The 23174-nt window shown below is 70.9% G+C and carries 17 protein-coding genes; 12 read left to right on the top strand and 5 right to left on the bottom strand.

What is annotated here, in order from left to right:
- The first annotated feature begins 9 nt into the window (after positions 1–9).
- From efeO to Pph01_RS36125, 6 genes are all read left to right on the top strand, one after another.
- Positions 10–1149 (top strand): iron uptake system protein EfeO, encoded by a 1140-nt coding sequence (gene efeO / locus Pph01_RS36150; protein WP_204077716.1) that lies wholly within the window; start codon positions 10–12, stop codon positions 1147–1149.
- Positions 1146–2402, top strand: a complete 1257-nt coding sequence (efeB, locus tag Pph01_RS36145) for an iron uptake transporter deferrochelatase/peroxidase subunit (RefSeq protein ID WP_239117274.1) — start codon at positions 1146–1148, stop codon at positions 2400–2402. The genes efeO and efeB overlap by 4 nt, the downstream gene beginning before the upstream one ends.
- 157 nt (positions 2403–2559) lie before the next feature.
- The gene (locus tag Pph01_RS36140) at positions 2560–3678 is read left to right on the top strand and encodes a hypothetical protein (protein ID WP_204077714.1); all 1119 of its coding nucleotides are present in this window, start codon (positions 2560–2562) and stop codon (positions 3676–3678) included.
- A gap of 26 nt (positions 3679–3704) precedes the next feature.
- Positions 3705–4871, top strand: coding sequence for a toxic anion resistance protein (locus Pph01_RS36135; protein ID WP_239117273.1), 1167 nt, complete (start codon positions 3705–3707; stop codon positions 4869–4871).
- Positions 4868–6454, top strand: coding sequence for a vWA domain-containing protein (locus Pph01_RS36130; RefSeq protein ID WP_204077713.1), 1587 nt, complete (start codon positions 4868–4870; stop codon positions 6452–6454). Before Pph01_RS36135 ends, Pph01_RS36130 begins: the two co-directional genes overlap by 4 nt.
- Positions 6441–7061 (top strand): hypothetical protein, encoded by a 621-nt coding sequence (locus tag Pph01_RS36125; protein ID WP_204077712.1) that lies wholly within the window; start codon positions 6441–6443, stop codon positions 7059–7061. Before Pph01_RS36130 ends, Pph01_RS36125 begins: the two co-directional genes overlap by 14 nt.
- 60 nt (positions 7062–7121) lie before the next feature.
- Here the strand turns inward: Pph01_RS36125 and Pph01_RS36120 are convergent, their stop codons facing one another.
- The 5 genes from Pph01_RS36120 to Pph01_RS36100 form a co-directional block, all read right to left on the bottom strand.
- Complete coding sequence (locus Pph01_RS36120; protein WP_204077711.1) at positions 7122–9167, bottom strand: CehA/McbA family metallohydrolase; 2046 nt, start codon at positions 9165–9167, stop codon at positions 7122–7124.
- A gap of 167 nt (positions 9168–9334) precedes the next feature.
- Positions 9335–10300 (bottom strand): methylmalonyl Co-A mutase-associated GTPase MeaB, encoded by a 966-nt coding sequence (meaB, locus tag Pph01_RS36115; RefSeq protein ID WP_204077710.1) that lies wholly within the window; start codon positions 10298–10300, stop codon positions 9335–9337.
- Positions 10297–12561, bottom strand: a complete 2265-nt coding sequence (gene scpA, locus Pph01_RS36110) for a methylmalonyl-CoA mutase (protein ID WP_239117272.1) — start codon at positions 12559–12561, stop codon at positions 10297–10299. The genes meaB and scpA overlap by 4 nt, the downstream gene beginning before the upstream one ends.
- Positions 12558–14372, bottom strand: a complete 1815-nt coding sequence (locus Pph01_RS36105; RefSeq protein ID WP_204077709.1) for a methylmalonyl-CoA mutase family protein — start codon at positions 14370–14372, stop codon at positions 12558–12560. The genes scpA and Pph01_RS36105 overlap by 4 nt, the downstream gene beginning before the upstream one ends.
- A 131-nt stretch (positions 14373–14503) precedes the next feature.
- Positions 14504–15274 (bottom strand): peptidoglycan recognition protein family protein, encoded by a 771-nt coding sequence (locus Pph01_RS36100; RefSeq protein WP_204077708.1) that lies wholly within the window; start codon positions 15272–15274, stop codon positions 14504–14506.
- A gap of 162 nt (positions 15275–15436) precedes the next feature.
- On the opposite strand from Pph01_RS36100, the gene Pph01_RS36095 reads away from it, so the two are divergent.
- From Pph01_RS36095 to Pph01_RS36070, 6 genes are all read left to right on the top strand, one after another.
- Entirely contained in the window at positions 15437–16588 is a 1152-nt protein-coding gene (locus Pph01_RS36095; RefSeq protein ID WP_239117271.1) for a DUF5925 domain-containing protein, read from the top strand.
- 245 nt (positions 16589–16833) lie between these two features.
- Entirely contained in the window at positions 16834–18063 is a 1230-nt protein-coding gene (gene tuf / locus Pph01_RS36090) for an elongation factor Tu (RefSeq protein WP_204077707.1), read from the top strand.
- Positions 18064–18240: 177 nt separating this feature from the next.
- Positions 18241–19344, top strand: coding sequence for a C39 family peptidase (locus Pph01_RS36085; RefSeq protein WP_239117270.1), 1104 nt, complete (start codon positions 18241–18243; stop codon positions 19342–19344).
- A complete protein-coding gene (locus tag Pph01_RS36080) occupies positions 19341–21290 on the top strand; it encodes a prolyl oligopeptidase family serine peptidase (protein ID WP_239117269.1) in 1950 nt (649 codons plus the stop codon). Before Pph01_RS36085 ends, Pph01_RS36080 begins: the two co-directional genes overlap by 4 nt.
- The gene (locus Pph01_RS36075; RefSeq protein WP_204077705.1) at positions 21287–22573 is read left to right on the top strand and encodes a M20/M25/M40 family metallo-hydrolase; all 1287 of its coding nucleotides are present in this window, start codon (positions 21287–21289) and stop codon (positions 22571–22573) included. The genes Pph01_RS36080 and Pph01_RS36075 overlap by 4 nt, the downstream gene beginning before the upstream one ends.
- Before the next feature lie 66 nt (positions 22574–22639).
- Positions 22640–23134 carry a hypothetical protein gene (locus Pph01_RS36070; protein WP_204077704.1) on the top strand — a complete coding sequence of 165 codons (495 nt, stop codon included), beginning with the start codon at positions 22640–22642 and terminating at the stop codon, positions 23132–23134.
- Positions 23135–23174 lie beyond the last annotated feature (40 nt).

Here is a 23174-nt window from a genome sequence, read left to right as displayed (position 1 = left end):
GAGTACCTGATGCGCACCACCCCCGCCGTCGCAGTCGCCATCGTTTCCCTGGGGCTGCTCGCAACGGCGTGCTCCAGTAGCGACACCCCCACCGCCGCGTCGGGCGGCGCATCCAAGCCCGGCAAGATCACGGTCGCGGCCAACGACACCGACTGCAAGGTCGCCACGACCCAGATCCCCGCCGGCACCTCGACGTTCACCGTCACCAACGGCGGCAGCAAGGTCACCGAGTTCTACGTCTACGCCGCGGGCGACCGAGTGATGGGCGAGGTCGAGAACATCGTCCCCGGCCTCACCCGGGACGTCATCGTCGAACTGCCCGCGGGCACGTACGAGACCGCCTGCAAGCCCGGCATGATCGGCAACGGCATCCGCAACCCGCTCACGGTGATGGGCGAGCACAAGCCGCTGACCGACGACGCCGCGCTGGCCGACGCCACCGCCAGCTACAAGCGGTACGTGAAGACCCAGTCCGAGACACTGCTCACCAAGACCCAGGAGTTCGTGGACGCCGTCAAGGCGGGCGACATCGACAAGGCCAAGAGCCTCTTCCCGGTCGCCAGGACGTACTGGGAGCGCATCGAGCCGGTCGCGGAGGTGTTCGGCGACCTCGACCCGGCCATCGACGCCCGTGAGAACGACGTCGAGAAGGGCCAGGAGTGGACGGGCTACCACAGGATCGAGAAGGATCTGTGGGTCGAGAAGGACATCAGCAAGGACGGCCCGCTGGCCGACAAGCTGATCGCGGACGTCACGACGATCGTCCAGAAGGCGAACGCCGCCGAGCTGTCCCCCGTGCAGCTCGGCAACGGCGCGAAGGAGCTCCTCGACGAGGTCGCCACCGGCAAGATCACCGGTGAGGAGGACCGCTACTCGCACACCGACCTGTGGGACTTCGACGCGAACCTCCAGGGCTCCGAGGCGGCCGTGCAGTCGCTGCGGCCGGTTCTCGAGGAGCGCGACCCGGCGCTCGTGAAGACCCTGGATGAGAAGTTCGCCGCGGCCGAGGCCGCTCTCGAGGCGCACCGCCAGGGCGACGGATGGAAGCTGCACAACGAGCTGACCAAGGACGACCTGAAGAAGCTCTCCGACACCATCAACGCGCTGGCCGAGCCGATCAGCAAGGTCGCAGCGGTGATCGCCCAGTGAGCAGGATCAGCCGGCGCGGGTTGCTCGGCCTCGGGGCCGCCGGCGTCGCGGGCGTGGCCGCCGCGGGCGCCGGGGCCGTGGTGTCCCGTTCGCTGATCGACGAGCCCGCGGCGCACGCCGCGTCCACGGCCGACCCCTTCCCGTTCTACGGGGCGCACCAGGCGGGCATCACCACGCCCGCGCAGGACCGGCTCCACTTCGTCGCGTTCGACGTGATCACCTCGGACCGCGCCGAACTCGTCGACCTGCTCCAAGACTGGACGTCCGCGGCCGCGCGGATGACCCAGGGAAAGGACGCGGGGACGTTCGGCGCGGTCGGCGGGTCCCCCGAGGCGCCGCCGGACGACACGGGCGAGGCGCTCGGCCTGCCCGCGTCAGGTCTGACGCTGACCGTCGGCTTCGGCCCGTCGCTGTTCGACAAGCGGTTCGGGCTGGCCGATCGCCGGCCTCCGGCGCTGGCCGACCTGCCCGCCTTCCCCGGTGAGAAGATCTCGGCCGACATCTCCGGCGGGGACATCTGCGTGCAGGCCTGCGCGCACGATCCCCAGGTGGCCGTGCACGCGATCCGCAACCTGGCCAGGATCGGGTTCGGCAGGGTGTCGGTCCGCTACTCGCAACTCGGCTTCGGTCGTACGTCCTCGACCTCCCGGGCGCAGGCGACGCCGCGCAACCTGATGGGGTTCAAGGACGGGACGGAGAACATCAAGCTCGAGGACACCTCGATGCTGACCGACCACGTCTGGGCGGCCTCCGGCGACGGTCCCGCGTGGATGGACGGCGGCAGCTACCTGGTCACCCGCAAAATCCGCATGCACATCGAGACCTGGGACCGCACCTCGCTCGGCGAGCAGGAGGCGATCTTCGGCCGGGACAAGGGCAAGGGCGCCCCGCTGACCGGCAAGAACGAATTCGACCAGCCCGACTTCGCGAAGACCGGCCCGGACGGCCTGCCCGTCATCGCCGCCGACGCGCACGTGCGGCTGGCGCACCCGTCCGTCCACGGCGGGGCCCGACTGCTGCGGCGCGGCTACAACTTCGTCGACGGATCCGACGGCCTGGGCCGGCTCGACGCCGGGTTGTTCTTCATGGCCTACCAGCGTGATCCGCGCAAGCAGTTCGTCCCCATCCAGATGGGACTCGCCACCAAGGACTCGCTGAACGAATACATCCAGCACGTCTCCACCGGACTGTTCGCGTGCCCGCCCGGCGTGACCGACGGAGGCGATTTCTGGGGCCGTGCACTATTCACATGAAAATTCGGTGAACGACAACTGAATTCTTTCGACGGTCCCTTTCTCTTCGTGCACCAGTAATTTCCGTTCAACCCCGAGATCGCACAACGACTTAGTCGGTACTGCATAATTCGGGTTGCGGGCCAATTGGCCTACGGGAGTGCGCGAAGGAACACGAATGAAACGATGGATCGGCGTCGGGTTGGCGCTGCTCCTCGCCGGGGCCGTCGTGGTGGCCATCGTCCTGGGCGGCGGGGGCGACGGAGACGGGGGCGGCGGCACGAAGGATCTCGCCACGGTCCGTGGCGTCATCGGATCGGAGAAGAAACCGTTCTTCGACGACCCACAGGTCCAAGCCGCCTTCGCCAAACACGGCCTGCGCGTCGAGGTCGACACGGCCGGGTCGAGGCAGATCGCCACCTCGGTCGACCTCGGGAAATACGACTTCGCATTCCCGTCCAGCGTCCCGGCGGCGGAGAAGATCAAGCAGGATCGCAAGGCCTCCCAGACCTTCTCGCCCTTCTATTCGCCGATGGCGATCGCCACCTTCGAGCCGATCGCGGACGTGCTGACCAAGGCGGGCGTGGTCCGCGACTCGGGTTCCGGCTACCAGGTGCTCGATGTCAAGAAATATCTGGACCTGGTGGCCAAGGGCACCCGATGGGACGCCCTGCCCGGCAACACGGCCTACCCGGCGCGCAAGCGCGTCCTGCTCACCACCACCGACGTGCGGACGTCCAACTCCGCGGCCATGTACCTGGCCATCACCAGCTACGTCGCGAACGGCGACGACGTGGTGAACTCCTCGGCGCAGACCGCGAAGGTCGCCCAGACGATCTCCCCGCTGTTCCTCGACCAGGGATACTCCGAGTCGTCGAGCGAGGCCCCCTTCGAGGACTACCTCGCGATGGGCGCGGGCAAGACGCCGATGGTCGTGATCTACGAGGCGCAGTACGCCTCCCATCTCTTCGCCGGCGACGGGGCCATCCGGCCGGACATGCGGCTGATCTACCCGTCCCCGACCGTGCTCAGCAAGCACACGCTCGTGCCGTTCAACGACCGGGCCGCCGAGGTCGGCAGGCTGCTGCAGGAGGACCCGGAGTTCGCGCGACTGGAGACGCGGTACGGCTTCCGCACCGCCGATCCGAAGGTCTTCGCCGACCTGGTGGCCTCGTCCAAGGCCGGAATACCCGGCGGTCTGGTCGACGTGGTCGAGCCGCCCACCTACGAACACCTGGAGCGGCTGATCTCCACCATCGAGCAGCGCTACCTGGCGAGCGCCAAGCCCTCCTCGTGAACCACCCCCCAAAGGAGAACCGAACAGTGTCGAACGACCTGGTGCTGACTCCGCCCGCTCCCGTGGCGGCGGTGCCGGCTGAGAAGGCTGCCACGATGCTGCCGCTGCCGGACGAGCGCGGCGCCGAGCTGGCCCAGAAGGCGGCGGGCTTCGCCGACGAACTCGCCGCGATCGACCCGCGGTCGCCGGAGTTCACCAAGAAGGTGCACGACATCTCCTCGATGGGCGACTCCGAGATCAGAGCGTCCTCGCAGGTCGCCAACCGCATGTTGAAGCGACCGGTCGCCGCGCTGGCCTCGGCGAAGGGCGAGGGCGCGGACGGCCAGGTCCAGGTGGCCAACCAGCTCGTCGCGCTGCGCCGCACGATCGTGGACCTCGACCCCAAGCAGGCCGCCAGCGGGACCAAGCGGCTGCTCGGCCTCATCCCCTTCGGCGACAGGCTGCGCGACTACTTCGCCAAATACCAGAGCGCGCAGAAGCACATCGACGACATCATCCGGGCGCTGAAGTCGGGCCAGGACGAGCTGCTCAAGGACAACGCCGCCATCGAGGGCGAGAAGGCCAACCTCTGGGAGTCGATGACCAAGCTGCAGGAGTACGCGGTGCTCGCGGCGGCGCTCGACTCCGCGCTGGAGCAGAAGATCAACGAGATCGAGCTGACCGACCAGGAGAAGGCGACGGCGCTTCGGTCCGACGCGCTGTTCGGCGTGCGGCAGAAGCACCAGGACCTGCTGACCCAGCTCGCCGTCTCCGCGCAGGGATACCTCGCGCTCGACCTGATCCGCAAGAACAACCTCGAGCTCATCAAGGGTGTGGACCGCGCCACCACCACGACGGTCGCGGCGCTGCGGACGGCCGTCACCGTGGCCCAGGCGCTCGCCAACCAGAAGCTGGTGCTCGACCAGATCTCGGCGCTCAACGCCACGACGTCGGACCTGATCCTCGCCACCAGCGAGATGTTGCGCACCCAGGCGGGCCAGATCCAGACCCAGGCGGCCTCCACCACGGTGGACATGGACGCGCTGCGCAAGGCGTTCGACAACATCTACTCGACCATGGACATGATCGACTCCTTCAAGGCCAAGGCCGTGGAGAGCATGGCCGTCACGGTCGACAGCCTGACCGTGGAGATCGACCACGCGAAGACGTACCTGGAGCGTGCCCGGCGCGGCGACGAGGCGATCGGCTCATGAGGCTGTTCACCGGCAGGCGGCTCGCCGCCGCCGCGCTCGCGCTGCTCGTCGCGTCGGCGACGGCGGCCTGCTCGGGCGACGAGCAGGACCCGGCGAAGCAGGACGGCCCCGACGTCCTGCGCGTGCTCGCCGGCAGCGAGGTCAAGGACCTCGAACCGCTGCTGAAGGAGGCCGCCGGGGCCGTGGGCGTCCGGGTCAGACTGACCTACACCGGCACCCTCGACGGCGCCGAGCAGGTCGCGAGCGGCGGCGCGGACGGCCACTACGACGCCACCTGGTTCTCCTCCAACCGTTACCTGTCGCTGATCGACGGGGCGCCCGCCCGGCTGTCGACGCAGACCAAGGTCATGGTCTCCCCCGTCCTTCTGGGGCTGAAGAAGAGCAAGGCCCACGCCCTGGGCTGGGACACCAAGCAGGTCACCTGGGCGGACATTGCGACCGCCGCCAGGGAGAAGAAGTTCACCTTCGGCATGACCAATCCGGCGTCGTCCAACTCGGGCTTCTCCGCCCTGGTCGGGGTGACCGCCGCCCTCTCCGACGCCGGCGAGGCGCTGGACCGGGCGCAGATCACGGCCGCCACGCCGAAGCTCAAGGAGTTCTTCTCCGCCCAGACCCTCACCGCGGGCTCGTCCGGCTGGCTGGCCGACGCGTACGCGAAGCAGGAGTCCGTCGACGGGCTGATCAACTACGAGTCGGTGCTGCTCGGCCTGGAGGGCAGGGTCAAGGAGCCGCTCACGATCATCTACCCGAGCGACGGCGTGGTGACCGCCGACTATCCGCTCACGCTCCTCGCCTCCTCCGCCCGGAAGGACCTGTACGGCAAGCTCGCGACCTGGCTGCGCACGCCGGACGTCCAGCGCAAGATCATGACGACCACGTTCCGGCGGCCGATCGTGCCCGAGGTGCGGCCCGACCAGAGGTTCGGCTCGGCGCAGCTCGTCGAGCTGCCCTTCCCGAACCGGCGCAGCGCCGCCGACGAACTGATCAGCGCGTACCTCAACCAGGTCCGCCGTCCCTCGCGGACGCTGTTCGTCCTGGACACCTCCGGTTCGATGGGCGGCGACAGGATCGCCTCGCTCAAGCAGGCGCTCAGCACGCTGACCGGTGCGGACACGTCCGCGTCCGGCCAGTTCTCCCGCTTCCGCGACCGGGAGACCGTCACGCTGCTGCCGTTCAGCGGCCGCCCCGGCGTCCCGCGGACGTTCACCGTGCCGGAGCAGGGCCCCGACCCGGTCCTGCGCCAGATCAGGTCGTACGGCGACAGCCTGTCCGCCCAGGGCGGCACCGCGATCTACGACAGCCTCCGGGCCGCCTACGACATGGTGACGCTGCAGCCGAGCGACGGCGACTTCACCTCGGTCGTGCTGATGACCGACGGCGAGAACACCGACGGCTCGTCGTATGAGGATTTCGCCGCGTACTACGGCACGACGCCGCGGAACGTGCGGACCTTCGTGGTCCTGTTCGGCGACAGCGACGTGGAGGAGATGGGCAAGGTGGCGTCCCTCACCGGCGGAGCCACGTTCGACGCCCGCGAGGGCTCCCTCTCGTCGGCGTTCAAGGAGATCCGTGGCTACCAGTGACCGGGTCCTCGCCTATCTCGGGTCGACGAAGAACATCGTCGGCTCGGGCCTGGCCATCGGCGGCCTCGTGCTGCACTTCGTCGGCCTCGCCGGCTCCCTGTGGCCGATCGTCGTCGGCGGGCTGTACGGGGTCGGCGCGCTCCTGGCGCCGCCCGACCGGGTGCGGCTGACGATCTCGCACGCGGAGGTCGAGACGAAGCAGCTCCGGGCCGACCTCGACGCGCTCGTGTCCAAGGTGTCGGGCGCCCGGTTCCCCGAGGACGTCGTGGCCAGGGTCGAGGCCCTGGCAGGGATCCTGCGGGACATCCTGGCCCGGGCCGAGGCGCTCACCTCCTCCCCCGACCAGCTCCACGTGGTGTCGCAGGCCATCCGCGACTACCTCCCGACGAGTCTGGAGGCCTACGCCAACCTGCCCAGGTCGTACGCCCTGACGCGCCGGGGCGAGCGCGAGCGCAGTGCGCACGAGGAGCTGATCTCCCAGCTCGATCTGCTGGACAAGGGTCTGTCCACCATCGCGGACGCCGTCTACAAGGGCGACGAGCAGGCGCTCAGGGACCAGGGCAGGTTCCTGCGGGACCGGTTCGGGGGCTCCCAGCTCGACCTGTGACCGATCCCCTCTGACCGACCCCTGTGACCGATCACCCTGCACCCGATCCCCTCTGCGGGGTCATCCGGAGATCGCCAGGCGCGCCGCGTAGACCGTCCGGGCCTTCTCGACGAGGTCGAGGTGGTCGTCGAGTTGCGTGGCGTCCTCAAGCCGGGCGTGACCGCTCACGAGGTCCTCGAGGAGGTCGAGCCACCTCATGCACCACCGGACGTCCTCCGGGCGGGCGACGTGCCTGCCCGCGACGTCGAGGTAGACGGGACTGGTGTGCGCGAACGTCTCGCCGTTCGCCGCCAGTGGATGGCCGCCTCCCGTCGCCACGGCCACGACGTAGGTGGGCGCGTCCACGACGAGGGAGGTGACGAGCTCGCCTCCGGGACCGGCGGCGAGCAGGCCGTCCGCCGTCCGGATCTCCAGGCTCTCCACCCCGTGGCCGGACGCCCGTGCCGTGATCGTCACCCGCTCGCCCGGGGCCAGGTCGAGCGTCTCCCCCGGTTCGCCGCCGTCCACCGCGAGCTCCAGCCAGGGGCCGTTGGTGGCGAAGGTCCTGCCCTGCCGCAGGGCACGGGCGAACGACTCGGCCGACAGGGGGCCGTCCGTGCGGGCGTAGACCCGCTCCCAGCCCGGCGGGTTGGACACCGTGTCCTGACACGTGAAGGAGAGCATCGTGTCGGTGCCCGCCAGCGCGGCGAGCCGGTTGCCCGCGCCGATCAGCCTCCGGTACACCTCCACCGTGCCGGACAGCTCGGAGAAGTGCAGCAACTCCATGCCGTCCATCAGGCCGAGCGCGGCGTCGACGACCAGTGCCAGCGCCGCGCAGTTCCTCCGCCCGTCGGCGATGACGTCCTCCGGCGAGGAGATGGGCCCGTGGAAGGGGTGGGCGTATCCCAGCACCGCGTTCAGCTCACGCAGTTCGCCGCAGGCGGCGGCGTTCGGCGGCCAGTCGGGGGTGCCGGAGAAGCCCGTGTGGTAGATCGACGGCGGGGCCGCCAGGCCGAACGCGTGGACGTGGCCCAGCAGGTCGTTGCGGTACTCGACGCCCATGCGGGCGATGTGGGTGGCGTCCGACCACGGCAGGTCGCGGCCGGCCCAGTGCTGGAGAGCCTCCCGGTCGTACACCCGTTCGCCGGACACGTTGCCCGCGACGAGGTTGAGAACGTGCAGGTCCTCGCCGTGCTGCGCCGCCGCCGCGTCCGCGGGACCCGCGACCAGGTCGCCCGCCCAGTTGAGGTGCACGTGGAGGTCGGCGCCGTACCACCCGCGCGCGGCGGAGTCGAAGACCCGCTCCGGCGTCAGCTCGACGAGCATCTCGCGCCACGCCGTGGGGGTCACGGACACCTCCGCGGTGCCGTACTCCATGCCGCGGGTGACGCTGACGGTGACGGGCTCGGCCGGGACGTCGAGCACGAGGTCGTCACCGTGGAAGAACGGCACCCCGTGGTAGTCCCGCCGGCGCGGCGCACCCTCCGGGTACCACCCCTGCCCGCCCGCCGAGACCACGGTCCATCGGCACGGGAACCCGGCGCGCAGCCGCAACCGCGCGGGCACGGCCGCGCGCGTCAGGCGCGCCAGGTCGACCGCCTCGCCGTCGACGGTGACGGCCGCGGCGCTCGTGGCCTCCAGCAGCACGGCACCGCGCGGCCCGATCTCGTACGGCACGCCGTCGACGGTCACCAGGGCCCCGGCGTCACGGGCCGAGTCGACGAGCAGGATGACGGGCACGGGGTCGGCCGACAGGACGGCGCTCGCGCGGGACGCCTCCAGCCGGTGCCCGTCCTCGGACAGCCTGAGCGCCGTCAGCCCGCTCGGCACCCGTCCGCCGAGTGCCCGGCGGAACGCCTCGCCGAGCGCGCCGGCACCGGCGGAGCCGTCGGAGGCACCGGGGTGGTCACGGGCGTCAGGGTGGTCACGGGCGTCGGGGTGGTCGGGGGCGTCGGGGCCGTCCGGGACGGCCATTCGCCCGGCCTCTTCGGGGAACCTGAGGAAGGGCATCGAACGGACGTAGGGCACCGGCGGCTCGCCCCAAGTGATCCCGTGCTCGGCCAGCAGCGCCCGATACTCCTGCAGAGCTCTCGCCACCGGCGGCGGTGTCATCGGATCCTGATGCATCGTGCCTCCCCGCTTCGACGACATCACGATCGTCTCCGCGGGGGTTCTACCTCGGCAAATATGCAATCGTGCATTAACAGTGACGTAGGTAGGCATCTCTACAACCGAGGAGTAAACGTGATGCCCCGAACGGCAATCGGCCTACGCCCGGTACTCACTCGGCGGGCTCACTCGGCGGGCGTCTCCCCCTCCGGCAGGAAGGCCCTGAGGATCCGGTCGGCCGCCAGCGACGGCGTGAGGGTGCCGTCGAGCACCTGCCGTTCGATCGAGGGCGCGATCGGGGCGGCCTTGTCCCGCAACCGGGACAGGAGCCGGTCCCGGACGAGCGCCCAGGTCCACTCGACCTGCTGGCGGCTGCGCTTGGCCGCCAGGTCGAGGCCCTCCTGGTGGCGGATGATCTGACGCCACAGCTCGTCGAGCCCCGCGCCGGTCATGCCGCTGCACGTGAGGACGGGCGTGGGCGAGCGCAGCAGCCGCAGCGCCCCCGCGAGCTCGCCGGCCGCCTTCCGCGCGGCCTGCTCGTATTCGCCGTCCGCCTTGTTGACCGCGATCACGTCGGCGAGCTCCAGGACGCCCTTCTTGATGCCCTGGAGCTGGTCACCCGTACGGGCGAGGGTGAGCAGGAGGAACGTGTCCACCATGTCGGCCACCGCGGTCTCGGACTGGCCCACGCCGACGGTCTCGACGAGCACGATGTCGTACCCGGCCGCCTCGACGACGACCATCGCCTCACGGGTGGCCGTGGCGACGCCGCCGAGGGTGCCCGCCGTCGGCGACGGGCGGATGAACGCGTTCTGGTCGGCCGCCAGCCTCGCCATGCGCGTCTTGTCACCGAGGATGCTGCCGCCCGAGCGCCTGGAGGACGGGTCGACCGCGAGCACGGCGACCCGGTGCCCCTGCGCGGTGAGGGACGTGCCGAGGGCCTCGATGAAGGTGGACTTGCCGACGCCGGGCACGCCGGAGACGCCCACTCTGCGTGCCCTGCCCGCGTGCGGCGTCAGCTCCACCAGGAGCCGCTGCGCGAGGTCGCGGTGGTCGGCCCTGGTGGACTCCACCAGCGTGATGGCGCGGGCGATCCAGCGCCGGTCGCCCTTGAGCACGCCCCGCAGGTAGTCCTCGCCGTCTGGGGTCACGGCGACGCGGGGTGGCGGAGGGAGGCCGACAGGTCCTTGAGCAGTTCGAGGGCGGCGTCGGCGATCACCGTGCCGGGGAGGAAGATCGCGGAGGCTCCGGCGGCCCTCAGCTCGTCGATGTCACCGGGCGGGATCACCCCGCCGACCACGATCATGATGTCGTCCGCCCCCAGCTCGGCCAGGGCCCGCTTCAGCTCGGGCACCAGGGTCAGGTGCCCCGCGGCCAGCGACGAGACGCCGACGATGTGAACGTCCGCCTCGACGGCCTGGCGCGCGACCTCCTCCGGCGTCTGGAACAGCGGGCCGACGTCCACGTCGAAGCCCAGGTCGGCGAAGCCGCTCGCGATCACCTTCTGGCCGCGGTCGTGGCCGTCCTGGCCCATCTTGGCGACCAGGATCCGGGGCCGGCGGCCCTCGGCCTTCTCGAACTCGGCACACGCCGCGCGGACCTCGTCCACCGCGTCACCGGCCTCCTGACGGTACACACCGGAGATCGTACGGATCTCCGCGGCATGCCGTCCGAAGACCTTCTCCAGCGCGTCCGAGATCTCGCCGACGGTGGCCTTGGCGCGCGCGGCGTTCACCGCCAGCTCGAGCAGGTTCCCGCCGCCCGCCGCCGCCTTCGTCAGCGCCTCCAGCGCCTCGGCCACCGCGGCGGGCGAGCGCTCCTCGCGGAGCCTGCGCAGCTTCTCGATCTGCTGGTTCCGGACGGCCGTGTTGTCGACCTTCAGCACCTCGATGGGCTCGTCCGCCTCCGGCCGGAACAGGTTGACCCCGATGACCGGCTGGCGGCCGGAGTCGATCCGGGCCTGGGTCCGCGCCGCGGCCTCCTCGATGCGCAGCTTGGGCAGCCCCTCGCCGATGGCGCGGGCCATGCCGCCCGCCTGCTCGACCTCCTGGATGTGCCCCCACGCCTTGCGCGCGAGCTCGTAGGTCAGCCGCTCCACGTAGTAGGAGCCGCCCCAGGGGTCGATCACCCGGCCGGTCCCCGACTCCTGCTGGAGGAGCAGCTGGGTGTTGCGGGCGATCCTGGCCGAGAAGTCGGTCGGCAGCGCGAGGGCCTCGTCCAGCGCGTTCGTGTGCAGGGACTGGGTGTGCCCCTGGGTGGCGGCCATCGCCTCGACGCAGGTGCGGACCACGTTGTTGAACACGTCGTGCGCGGTCAGCGACCAGCCGGAGGTCTGGCTGTGCGTCCGCAGCGACAACGACTTGGGGTTCTTCGCGCCGAAGCCCTTCACGAGGGTGGCCCAGAGCAGGCGGGCGGCGCGGAGCTTGGCGACCTCCATGAAGAAGTTCATGCCGATGCACCAGAAGAACGACAGGCGCGGCGCGAACGCGTCGATGTCGAGCCCGGCCCCGACGCCCGCCCGCAGGTACTCCACCCCGTCGGCCAGCGTGTAGGCGAGCTCCAGGTCGAGGGTCGCCCCCGCCTCCTGGATGTGGTAGCCGGAGATGGAGATCGAGTTGAACTTCGGCATGTTCCGCGAGGTGTACTCGAAGATGTCGGAGATGATCCGCATCGACGGGCCCGGCGGATAGATGTAGGTGTTGCGGACCATGAACTCCTTGAGGATGTCGTTCTGAATGGTCCCGGCGAGCCGGTCGGGCGTCACCCCCTGCTCCTCGGCCGCCACGATGTAGAGCGCGAGGATCGGCAACACCGCGCCGTTCATGGTCATCGACACGCTCATGCGGTCGAGGGGGATCCCATCGAACAGCTGCCGCATGTCGTAGATCGAGTCGATGGCCACACCGGCCATGCCCACGTCGCCGGCGACCCGGGGGTGGTCGGAGTCGTAGCCCCGGTGGGTCGCGAGATCGAAGGCGACGGACAGGCCCTTCTGCCCGGCGGCGAGGTTGCGCCGGTAGAACGCGTTCGAGTCCTCGGCCGTGGAGAACCCCGCGTACTGGCGGATCGTCCACGGCTGGGTGGCGTACATGGTCGGATACGGGCCGCGCAGGAACGGCGCGAGGCCCGGGTAGGTCGGCAGGTAGTCCAGCCCGTCGAGGTCGGCGGCCGTGTACAGCGGCCTGACCGAGATCCCCTCGGGCGTCTCCCACGATTCCTCTCCGGAACCTGGCTCGCCGGAACCGGAGCCGCCGGGCGTGCCGCCGGAAACAGAGCCCCCGGAAACAGGGCCTCCGGGAACAGGACCGCCGGAAACAGGACCCTCGGGAACGGGGCCGCCGGGCGTGCCGTCGAGGTCCGGCGCGGCTTCCGCCTCCGGCTTCAGCTCAATTGCCGAAAAATCCGGAATCATCGGCTCACTCCAAGATCGTCGAAGGTCGTGCGGAGCACGTCGAGCGCGTCACATCCGGCGTGGAGCGTGGCGTCCACACCCTCATACTGACCCTTTCCCGCCAGCCAGACCTTGTCGGCCCCGGCCTCCCGGAGCGCGGCCGCCACGGCCGCCGCGTGCTCGCCGTACATCCGGTCGCTGGAGCACAGGCACGCGATCGACGTGCCCGAGTCGCGGAAGGCCTCGGCGATGGCCGCCGGGGCGGTGCCGGGCCCGCTGGTCACGGTCGCGACGCCTCCGGCCGCGAAGAGGTTGGCCGCGAACGAGGCCCGTGCCGTGTGGACGGCCACGGGACCGATGGTGGCGAGGAACACGGTCGGGCGGGTCTCCTGCGCGTCGGCCAGATCGCGCAGCGCCTCGAACTCCTCGGCGTACCGCATGACGGGCAGCCCTCCGGGCGCGGCCCGCCGCGCGAGCCCGCGGCCGCCCTTCCGGGCCACCGGGCGCTCCTTCAGGTCGGGGAACTCGCTGACGCCCGTGACGGGATCTCTCCGGTGGGCGATGTTCGCGGCTCTGCCCGCCCTGGTGGCCGCCAGCCGCCCGGGGACGAGCCGCTCCAGCGCGTCGGCCATCCCGCCCGCGCGCTCGATCTCCTGGAACCACTCCCACGCCTTGCCGGCCAGGTCGGCCGTGAGCCGCTCGACGTACCAGGAGCCTCCCGCCGGGTCGATCACCCGGCCGACGTTCGACTCCTCCATCAGCAGCGACTGGGTGTTGCGGGCGATCCTCCTGGCGAACCCGTCCGGCAGGCCCAGGCACGCGTCGAACGGCTGGACGGTCACCGCGTCGGCCCCGCCCACGCCCGCGCCGAAACACGCGAGGGTGGTGCGCAACATGTTCACCCAGGGATCGCGGGCGGTCATCATGGCCGAGGAGGTCACCGCGTGCTGGCGCTGCTCCGCCGTACCGCCGACCACCTGGACGACCCGCGCCCACATCCTGCGGGCCGCCCGGAGCTTGGCGATCGTGAGGAACTGGTCCGCGCCGGCCGCGTAGCGGAACTCCAACTGGTCGAGCGCGCTCTCCACGGGCATCCCCGCGTCCGTCAGCGTGCGCAGGTAGGCCACCCCCGTGGCGACCGAGCAGCCGAGCTCCTCCACGTCACTGCCGCCCGCGTCGTGGTACGGAAGGGCGTCGACGGTGATCGCGCGCAGGCCCGGGTGGTCGTCCGCGCAACGACGGGCGAGCGAGACCGCTCCTGCCATGTCCCCCGCGGGCACGCCCGCCCGCGCCGCCAGGCCGATCGGGTCCGCGCCCAGATTGCCGCCCGTCAGTGCCGTACCGGCCGCGAGATCGAGGAAGATCTCCGCGGCCTCGCCCGTGCGGCTGCCCGCGTCGAGGACGACGGGTGCGAGGTCGAGATAGACGTCCCGGAGCACGTCGGGGAGCGCCGTGGGGTCCAGCGCGGTCAGGTCGAGCCAGAGCGAGGTGGCGCCGTTCTCGAGATCGGCGCGGATCGCCGTCCGGGTGACGTCGGGATCGGGGTCCGCGTGCCGCTGCCGCACGTCCCAGCGGCCGGCGGAGCGGACGACACGCGGTCCGTCCGGCAGGTCGGACGGGTCGTGCAGCGCCGCGATCGGCACGCCGTCGTACGTCGTGGTGGACAGCAGTTCCTCCACGACGGCGGCGTCACCGGAGTCACCCGGCTCACCGGGCGGAACGGCCAGCCCGGATTTCCTGAGCACGCCCAGGGCGAGGTCCCGCCACTGCGCCCGGGTGGCGGGGGGGAAATCCGAGGCGAGGTCGGCGAGTTCGTGAGGCGGCACCGTCATGCACCGGATGCTAAGCGGAGGCCGGGGCGATCAACGCCATGGGCCCCCGCCTAGCGTGTCGTGGCCGTTCCGGCCGTCCGCGTCCCACTGGGCGGGACATCCGGCCGGACCTGCGGCTTCGACCGTTCTGATCACTTGGCGGCGAACGACGCCTTCCAGGTGATCGGTCCGACGATCCCGTCGGCGTCGAGATGCTCGGCCTTCTGGAACTTGACGCACACGGCCTTCGACTTGGGCCCGAAGTAGCCGTCCACGACGAGGTCGTAGCCGATCTTCTTCATCTGGGCCTGCCACTTGCGGACGTCCTCGCCATGCATGATCGGCGGGTACTTCAGCAGGCGGCCGGGATACTTGGGCGCCTGCGTCGAGGGCGGCGGGCTCTGGGTGCCGCCGCCGGGCCGGGGAGCGCCCTTCTTGACCCAGGCGTAGAGCTGGTCACCCGGGCAGTCGGTCGAGTACCCGTCGCGGTGTCCCTTGATCTCCTTGCCCGCGTTGCCCTTGTCGCGGAGGTACTCGATCGCGTCGAGGATCGCGAGCAGCTGGGTGTCGCTCGGCTTGACCAGCCCGGAGTTGCCCACGAGGGCCAGCACGGCGTAGTGGCCGGAGTTGAGTCCGGCGCCGTTGGCGGCGGGAAGGTGCTTGGGCCCGCGGCCGACGAAGACCTTCCGGTGGGGGCAGGCGACCATGGAGTAACCGATGTCGAGCCAGCCGTTGCCGTCCATGTGGAAGTTCTGAATCGACTTCACCATGGCGACACACTTCTTGTGGTCGTCGACGATCGCGGGGTCGACCCGCCCGCCGGTGTAGTGGACCTTGACGCCCTTCGTGGAGGCGAGTGAGGAGTAGGAGCCTTTGGGGGCGCGGGCCCCCCATTCGGCACGGGTCACGAGATCGATGGCCACAGCATTCTCCACCAGGGGGATTAAATTTTCGGGTTGATCGTAATCGGGATCGGTCCAACAGGTATGCCCTTTTACCGATATTCGCCTGCCTAAACACCCGGTAATGGCGGTCGGATCCATAAATCGATCGACATCGGGATCATCGCCAGAGATCATGGATATATGTCCGTTCTTAAGGAGGTTCACTTCTCCCCCAGCTCAGAGCCGGTGCCCACGCCGCGCCCGGTGTCCGAATCCCTCCCGATGCGCGTGTGGCTCGACGACGGCGACAGCCCGGCCGACGTCATCGACGCCCTGGCCCTTTCTCCCTTCGCGACCGGCACCCAGCCCTGGTCTCGCACCGCCAACCTCGACCGCGTGCGCTCCGAGGCCCTCCTCACCGCCGCGGGCGGGCGCGTGCTGCGCGTCGCCCAGCACGTCGACGGTCACGAGTCCAAGCTCATCGAGGGCGACGGCTGGACGCTCCGCGTCGTACGGCACGGCAACCGGTCGGCCACCGTCACGGTCACCGCCGTCAGCGAGGACCTGGTCCGCTCGGTTCTCGACGAGGCGATCCACGACGCCGAGGAGCCGATGCCCGACGACGACGATCACGTCGAGATGGGCTTCTGGTGGATGTCGGCCCACGGCCCGCGCCGTTCCAACAAGCCGATCACCACCGCCACCTGGCAGTCGGTGCGCCGGAACTACCCGCGGGCGGCCGCCGACCGGCTCGACGCTCTCATGGCGGTCACACCGGACGACATCTCCGGCAGGCTCCTCCTGCTGCACGGACCGCCGGGCACGGGGAAGACGACGCTGCTGCGCAGCCTCGCGCGGGAGTGGGCGTCATGGTGCCAGGTCGACTGCGTGCTGGACCCGGAGCTGCTCTTCGGCAGTCCCGGCTACCTGATGAGCGTGGCGGTCGGCCACGACGGGCCCGACCAGGAGGAGGCCCGCTGGCGGCTGCTCATCCTGGAGGACTGCGACGAGCTGATCCGCACCGAGGCCAAGCAGTCGACGGGCCAGGGCCTGTCGCGCCTGCTCAACCTGACCGACGGCCTGCTCGGGCAGGGCAGGGACGTGCTCGTCGCCATCACCACCAACGAGGAGTTCAACCAGCTGCACCCCGCGGTCGTACGGCCCGGCAGGTGCCTGGCCCAGATCGAGGTCGGCAAGCTGGACGCCGACCAGGCCGCGACCTGGCTCGGCACCCGCGACGGCATCGGGGCGGACGGCGCCACGCTGGCCGAGCTCTTCGCCCTCCGCGACGGCCGGGCGCCCGCGCCCGCCGAAGTCCCCGCCGGCTCCGCCGAAACGGGCCTCTACCTCTGACAGCCCTCTCCACATGGAAAACCGGTTGCCCCGGCTTCGGGGATCACGGGACCATGAACACATGTTCCGGCACGCCTTCCTTGTGACGCCCGCCACCGCGGGCGCACTCGCGCGTGCCTCGATGCCGCTCGACGGCGCGGAGCGCTGACCCTTTCCCGTTCGTCCTCAGTGACCCGGCGGGGAGGGGTCGACCATCCGCGCGGGTCACGATCTGAGACGAGCATCGAAGGAACAAGGAAAGGGACATGGCCACCAACACGGCCAAGCAGGCTTACGTCAGGGCCAAGCCGCACCTCAACATCGGGACCATGGGGCACGTCGACCACGGCAAGACGACGCTGACCGCGGCCATCACCAAGGTCCTCAGCGAGCGGGGCGGCGCGAAGTACGTGCCGTTCGACCGGATCGACCGGGCTCCTGAGGAGGCCCTGCGGGGGATCACGATCAACATCTCCCACGTCGAGTACGAGACGGCCACCCGGCACTACGCCCACGTCGACATGCCCGGCCACGCCGACTACGTGAAGAACATGATCACGGGGGCGGCGCAGCTCGACGGGGCGATCCTCGTGGTGTCCGCCCTGGACGGGATCATGCCGCAGACCAGGGAGCACGTGCTGCTCGCCCATCGCGTGGGGGTGGAGCACGTCGTCGTCGCGCTCAACAAGGCCGACGGCGCGGACCCGGAGCTGGCCGACCTGGTCGAGCTGGAGTTGCGGGACCTGCTCGCCGAGCACGGCTACCACGGCGTTCCGATCGTGCGGGTGTCCGGGCTCCGGGCGCTCGAGGGCGACCCGGAGTGGGAGGCGTCCATCGTGGCGCTGCTGGAGGCCGTCGACGACACGGTGCCCGTGCCGGTCCGCTACACGGACGCGCCCTTCCTGCTGCCGGTGGAGAACGTCATCACCGTCACGGGCCGCGGGACGGTCGTCACCGGGGCGATCGAGCGCGGCACGGTCAAGGTCGGCGACACCGTGCAGGCGGTCGGGATCGGCGAGGGCTTCACCGCCGTGGTCACGGGGGTGGAGACCTTCGGCAAGACCATGGAGAGGGGCGAGGCGGGCGACAACGCCGCGCTGCTGCTGCGCGGTGTCCGCCGCGAACAGGTGCGCCGCGGCCAGGTGCTGGCGGCTCCCGGCAGCCAGACCGCTCACCGGCGGTTCACGGCCAGGGTGTATCTGCTGACGGCCGCCGAGGGCGGGCGGCACACGGCCGTCGCCGACGGCTACCGCCCGCAGTTCTTCCTCCGGACGGCCGACGTGCCCGGCCGGATGGACCTGGCTCTTGAGGCCGGGCCGGGAGGCGGCACGGAGAACGGTGGGCCGACCGGCACGGGGATCGCGCTGCCGGGCGACACCGTCGAGGTGACCGTCGAGCTGGGCAGGCCGGTGGCGATCGAGGCCGGCCTCGGCTTCGCCATCCGTGAAGGCGGCAGGACCGTCGGCGCGGGAACAGTACTCGCCGCGCTCGACTGAAGGGCGGCGGAGGGGTTCCACCTGGAGTCCCTCCGCCGTGCCGGCGTCCCCTTGGGGTGCCGGACCCCGGCGTACGGTCACCGTGAGCTACCACCCGGCGGCCCCTGTAACGTTCCATATGACGGATACGTAAACCATCCGATGTGTCCCATCAGGGGGGAAAGAACAATCGGCGAGGTGGTCACCCTGCTGCCGGCCGGACTGAGCCGCGTCGTCCTTCACCGGTGGGCCGTCGAACCGCGGGAGAGCGGGGTGGCGACGTACACCGACCCTTTCGGAACCGGGGGGACCACGACCTGGCCGTACGTCCGGTGGACGTCCGAGGAACGGGAGATCGGCTTCCCCGCGACCTCACTGGTGCCCTCGTGGATCGCGCGGACGCCTCCCGGCACGTGGCTGGAGATCGAGTTGCGCGCCCGTACGGCGGGCGGCGCCCTCACCAAGTGGTACGTGATGGCCCGCTGGGCGGAGGGCGACACCGACATCCACCGCACGTCCCTGCCCGGCCAGGGTGACGAGGACGGCGACGTCGCGGTGGACACCTTCGTGGCCGCCCGGCCGGTCACGGCCTACCGGATCCGGGTCACCCTGTACGGCGAGGGCGCCCGTGTGGGCTCGATGGGCGTGATGGCGTCGGCCGTACGGCGGGGAACCCGGGTGAGCGCGCCGGGGACGACCGGCATAGAGCTGGACGTGCCGCCGAGGTCGCAGAAGCGCCACTCCGGCCACTACCCCGAATGGGACGGGGGCGGCGACTCGTGGTGCGGGCCGGCCTCGCTCGCCATGGTGCTGGGCTACTGGGGCCGGGGGCCCTCCCCGGCCGAGCTGAGCTGGGTGCGGCCGGAGGACCCGTGTCCCTCGGTCGACCACGCGGCCCGTGACGTGTACGACCACAGCTACCAGGGCACCGGGAACTGGCCCTTCTGCGTCGCGTACGCGGGCCGTTACGGGCTCGAGGGGTTCGTGACCCGGCTGCGCTCGCTGAACGAGCTGGAGAGGTTCGTCGCGGCCGCGATCCCGGTCGTCACCTCACAGTCCTTCAGGGAGCACGAGCTGCCCGGATCGGGCTACTCGACGAGCGGCAACCTCATGGTCGTCGTCGGCTTCACGCCCGAGGGCGACGTGATCGTCAACGACCCCGCCGCGCCGACGGACGACGCCGTGCGGAGGATCTACCCGCGCGCCGCCTTCGAAGGGGTCTGGCAGCGCGGAAGCGGGGGCATCGTCCATGTGGTGCATCCGCCCGGCATTCCGCTTCCGGACTCCGAGGGAAACTGGTGAGTATTCACGCCTCCGACGTCGCTCGTACGGATGACCACCCGCTTTGGGTCGAGATCTCCGGTGACGAGGCCTGGTGGGACGAGTCGCGCCCCCATGAGGGCGGCCGGCGCTGCGTCGTGCGCAGGACGGCGAGCGGGACGGTCGAGGACGTGCTTCCCCAGGGCTGGAACGCCAGGAACAGGGTCATCGAATACGGCGGGCGGTCGTGGCGCGCGCACCGGGGCCGGCTGATCTTCACCAACTGGGATGACGGGCGGATCTACGTGTGCGCCCCCGGCGAGGAGCCGGTGCCGATCACCCCCGAGGGCCCGGCGCGCTACGGCGACCTGGTCGTCCACGCGAGCGGGCACGCGAACGGTGACGGGCGCGGGGAGGCACCGGGCGACGCGCTGGACGGCGAGGTCCTGTGCGTCCGCGAGATCGGCGTCGGGCGCGACGTCACGAGGGACATCGTGGCGGTTCCGCTCGACGGCGTCTCCCCGATGCGCAGCCTGATCAAGTCACATCATTTCCTTATGAATCCACGCATTTTGCCTGACGGGCAGCACATCGCGTGGATCGGCTGGAACCACCCGGACATGCCGTGGGACGCCACCGAGCTCTGCGTCGCGCCCGTCGAAGGCGGCCCGTACCGGATCCTCATGGGCGGCGAGAACGGCCGCGTCTCGGTCGTGCAGGCCGAGTGGCGCGACGCCGGGAGCCTCTACGCGGTGGCCGACCCGACCGGATGGTGGAACATCCACCTCGTCGGCCTGGACGGCGCGAGCCGCGACCTGACCCCGATGGACCAGGAGTTCGGGGACGCCTCCTGGAGGATCGGGAACACCTTCTTCGCCCTGGCGGGCCACCGGATCGTCGCCATGCACGGGACGGGCGACGAGCGCCGCCTGGGTGTGATCGACGATCCCGAGGCGGGCACGCCGATCAGGGACGTCGGCGGCTCCTATACGTTCTGGACCCCGACCCTGTCGGCGGACGGCCGTCATGTGGTCGGCGTGGGCGCGTCGCCGTACCGGCCGCACGAGGTGGTCCGCATCGACGTGGAGACCGGCGAGCCGACCGTGCTGTCCACGGGCAAGCGACTGCCGCCGGCCGAGTTGCTGCCCACGCCGGAGCCGGTGACGATCGAGGGCGTCCACGTCCACCTCTACGCGCCACACGGCTCGGCGGCCCGGGAGAACGGGGCCGGCGGGCCCGCGCCGTACGTGGTCTTCGTGCACGGTGGCCCGACCAGCTCGGCCGCCCCGGTGCTCGACCTGACGGTGGCCTACTTCACGAGCAGGGGCATCGGGGTCGCCGAGGTGAACTACGGCGGCTCGTCCGGGTACGGCAGGGCCTACCGCGAGCGGCTCAGGCACAACTGGGGGGTCGTGGACGTCCGCGACAGCGAGACGGTGGCGCGATGGCTGATCTCGTCGGGACGGGCGGCGAAGGTGGCGATCCGGGGCGGCAGCGCGGGCGGATGGACCTCGCTGGCCGCCCTCGTGCACAGCGACGTGTTCTGCGGCGCGGTGTCGCACTACGGCATCTCCGACCCCGAGGGCTGGGCGGCCGAGACGCACGACTTCGAGTCGCGTTACCTGGACGGGCTGATCGGCCCGCTTCCCGAGACCCGCGCGCGGTATTCCGACCGCTCCCCCGTCCTGCACGCGGCCAGGGCGTCCGGCCCGGCCCTGCTCATGCACGGCCTGGAGGACGCGGTCGTCGACCCGTCCCAGTCCGAGCGGTTCGCCGAGGCCCTGGCGCGGCACGGTGGCCGGTGGGCGTACCGTACATTCCCCGGAGAACAGCACGGATGGCGGCGCGAGGAGACGATCGTCGCCGTCCTGGAGACCGAACTCGCCTTCTACGGCCTGATCTTCGGCTTCCCGACGCCGGAGGTCCCCCCGCTCACCCTGGAGGGCGCCCTGGACGGGAACGCGGGCCGAACAGAGGAGAAGACATGACCGACGTGGCGACGATCTGCTCGGATCTGCTGCGGATCGACACCACCAACGACGGCACGGGCGGCGGGCCGGGTGAGCGGCAGGCCGCCGAATACGTCGCGGGGCTGCTCGACGAGGTCGGCATCGAGCCGATCGTGTTCGAGTCGGCGCCGCGCCGCGCCAGCGTGGTCGCGCGGATCCCCGGCGACAGCGACGACGCGCTGCTGATCCACGGGCACCTCGACGTGGTCCCCGCCGACACCTCCGAGTGGCGGATCCATCCCTTCTCCGGCGAGGTGGCGGACGGGTGCGTGCACGGGCGCGGCGCCGTCGACATGAAGGGCACGCTGGCCATGACGCTCGCCTGGGCGAGGCAGGGCAGGCGGCCCAAGCGCGATCTCGTGCTGGCCTTCCTCGCCGACGAGGAGGCGACCGGTGAGTACGGCGCAGGGCACGCGGTCGAGCGGCACCGCGACCTCTTCGAGGGCTGCTCCGAGGCCATCAGCGAGTCGGGCGGATTCAGCTGGCACGACGGCGGCACCCGGATCTATCCGATCGCCGTCGGCGAGCGCGGCACGGCGTGGATGCGGCTCACCGCGCGGGGAGTGGCCGGGCACGGCTCCAAGCCCGCGGTGGACAACCCCGTCGCGGAGCTCGCCCGGGCGGTCGCCAGGATCGCCGACCACACCTGGCCCGTACGGCTCACACCCGAGGTCGCGAGGCTGATCGACGAGCTGTCCCAGGCCCTGGGCACGCCGATCGACCTCGAAAGGCTGGACCAGGAGATCGAGCGGCTGCCCCGGGCGGGCGTCCTGTTCAAGGGCGTGCTGCGCAACTCGGCCAACCCGACGATGCTCGACGCCGGATACAAGGTCAACGTCATACCGGGGACGGCCGAGGCCCACGTCGACGGCAGGTTCCTGCCGGGGCTGCGGGACGAGTTCCTGGCGACGATCGACCGGCTGCTCGGTCCCAAGGTGACCCGGGAGTTCGTCAGCTTCGAGGAGGGCGTCTCCTCCCCCGCCACCGGGCTCTTCGACGAGCTCTCCGCCGCCCTCCTGGCGGAGGACCCCACGGGCCGGCCCGTGCCGTACGTCATGACGGGCGGGACCGACGCGAAGTCGTTCGCCAGGATCGGCATCAAGGGGTACGGCTTCGCGCCCCTCCTGCTGCCGCCCGGCCTCGACTACTTCGGCATGTTCCACGGCGTCGACGAGCGGGTCCCCGTCGAGGGCCTCGAGTTCGGCGTCCGCGTGCTCGACCGGCTGCTCGCCGCGGAGCCCGCCGCCGAATCCGCCGCGTGATCCACTGCTTGATCTGTGGGCGCGGACGGCCCGCCGAGCGGGTAGAACGTTCATGGGAGGTGGTCCATGAGCGACGGGCTGCGTGTGGCGGTCACCGGCCACCGCGACCTGACCCCCGCGACCACCGACCTGGTGGGCTCGGCGATGCGGCGCGAACTCGCCGAGCACGCTCCCGCCATCGTCGGGGTGTCGTGCCTGGCCCCCGGCGCCGACCAGATCTTCGCGGACCTGGTGCTGCGGCTCGGTGGGGCGCTGGAGGCGATCGTCCCCGCCCGCGACTACGGCTGCCGCCTGCCCGCCCCTGACCGGGAGGCCTTCGAGCGGCTGCTCGGATCGGCGCGCAAGGTCCTGCACCTGCCGTACGACGCTCCCACCCCGGCGACCTACGACGAGGCGAACACGGCCCTGCTCGTGGACGTCGACCTGCTGATCGCGGTCTGGGACGGCCGGCCCGCGCAGGGGCAGGGCGGCACGGCCGAGGTCGTCAGCGCGGCGCTGGCGCGCTCGATCGAGGTGCGGATCCTCTGGCCGGAGGGCGCCGGCCGTACCGGCGCTCCCTGACCCAGCCCGTGAACCAGCCCGCGAACCCGTCTGGGCGGCC

This window comes from Planotetraspora phitsanulokensis (assembly GCF_016863295.1).
Classification (GTDB): Bacteria; Actinomycetota; Actinomycetes; order Streptosporangiales; family Streptosporangiaceae; genus Planotetraspora; species Planotetraspora phitsanulokensis.
This window is presented reverse-complemented; position numbering and strand designations above follow the sequence as displayed.

Coding starts and splice junctions, on each gene's coding strand:
- Pph01_RS36105 (WP_204077709.1), bottom strand. CDS start 14,372: ATGACGGTGCCGCCTCACGAACTCGCCGACCTCGCCTCGGATTTCCCC.
- Pph01_RS36095 (WP_239117271.1), top strand. CDS start 15,437: ATGTCCGTTCTTAAGGAGGTTCACTTCTCCCCCAGCTCAGAGCCGGTG.
- tuf (WP_204077707.1), top strand. CDS start 16,834: ATGGCCACCAACACGGCCAAGCAGGCTTACGTCAGGGCCAAGCCGCAC.
- efeO (WP_204077716.1), top strand. CDS start 10: ATGCGCACCACCCCCGCCGTCGCAGTCGCCATCGTTTCCCTGGGGCTG.
- Pph01_RS36070 (WP_204077704.1), top strand. CDS start 22,640: ATGAGCGACGGGCTGCGTGTGGCGGTCACCGGCCACCGCGACCTGACC.
- scpA (WP_239117272.1), bottom strand. CDS start 12,561: ATGATTCCGGATTTTTCGGCAATTGAGCTGAAGCCGGAGGCGGAAGCC.
- Pph01_RS36130 (WP_204077713.1), top strand. CDS start 4,868: ATGAGGCTGTTCACCGGCAGGCGGCTCGCCGCCGCCGCGCTCGCGCTG.
- Pph01_RS36140 (WP_204077714.1), top strand. CDS start 2,560: ATGAAACGATGGATCGGCGTCGGGTTGGCGCTGCTCCTCGCCGGGGCC.
- Pph01_RS36075 (WP_204077705.1), top strand. CDS start 21,287: ATGACCGACGTGGCGACGATCTGCTCGGATCTGCTGCGGATCGACACC.
- Pph01_RS36120 (WP_204077711.1), bottom strand. CDS start 9,167: ATGCATCAGGATCCGATGACACCGCCGCCGGTGGCGAGAGCTCTGCAG.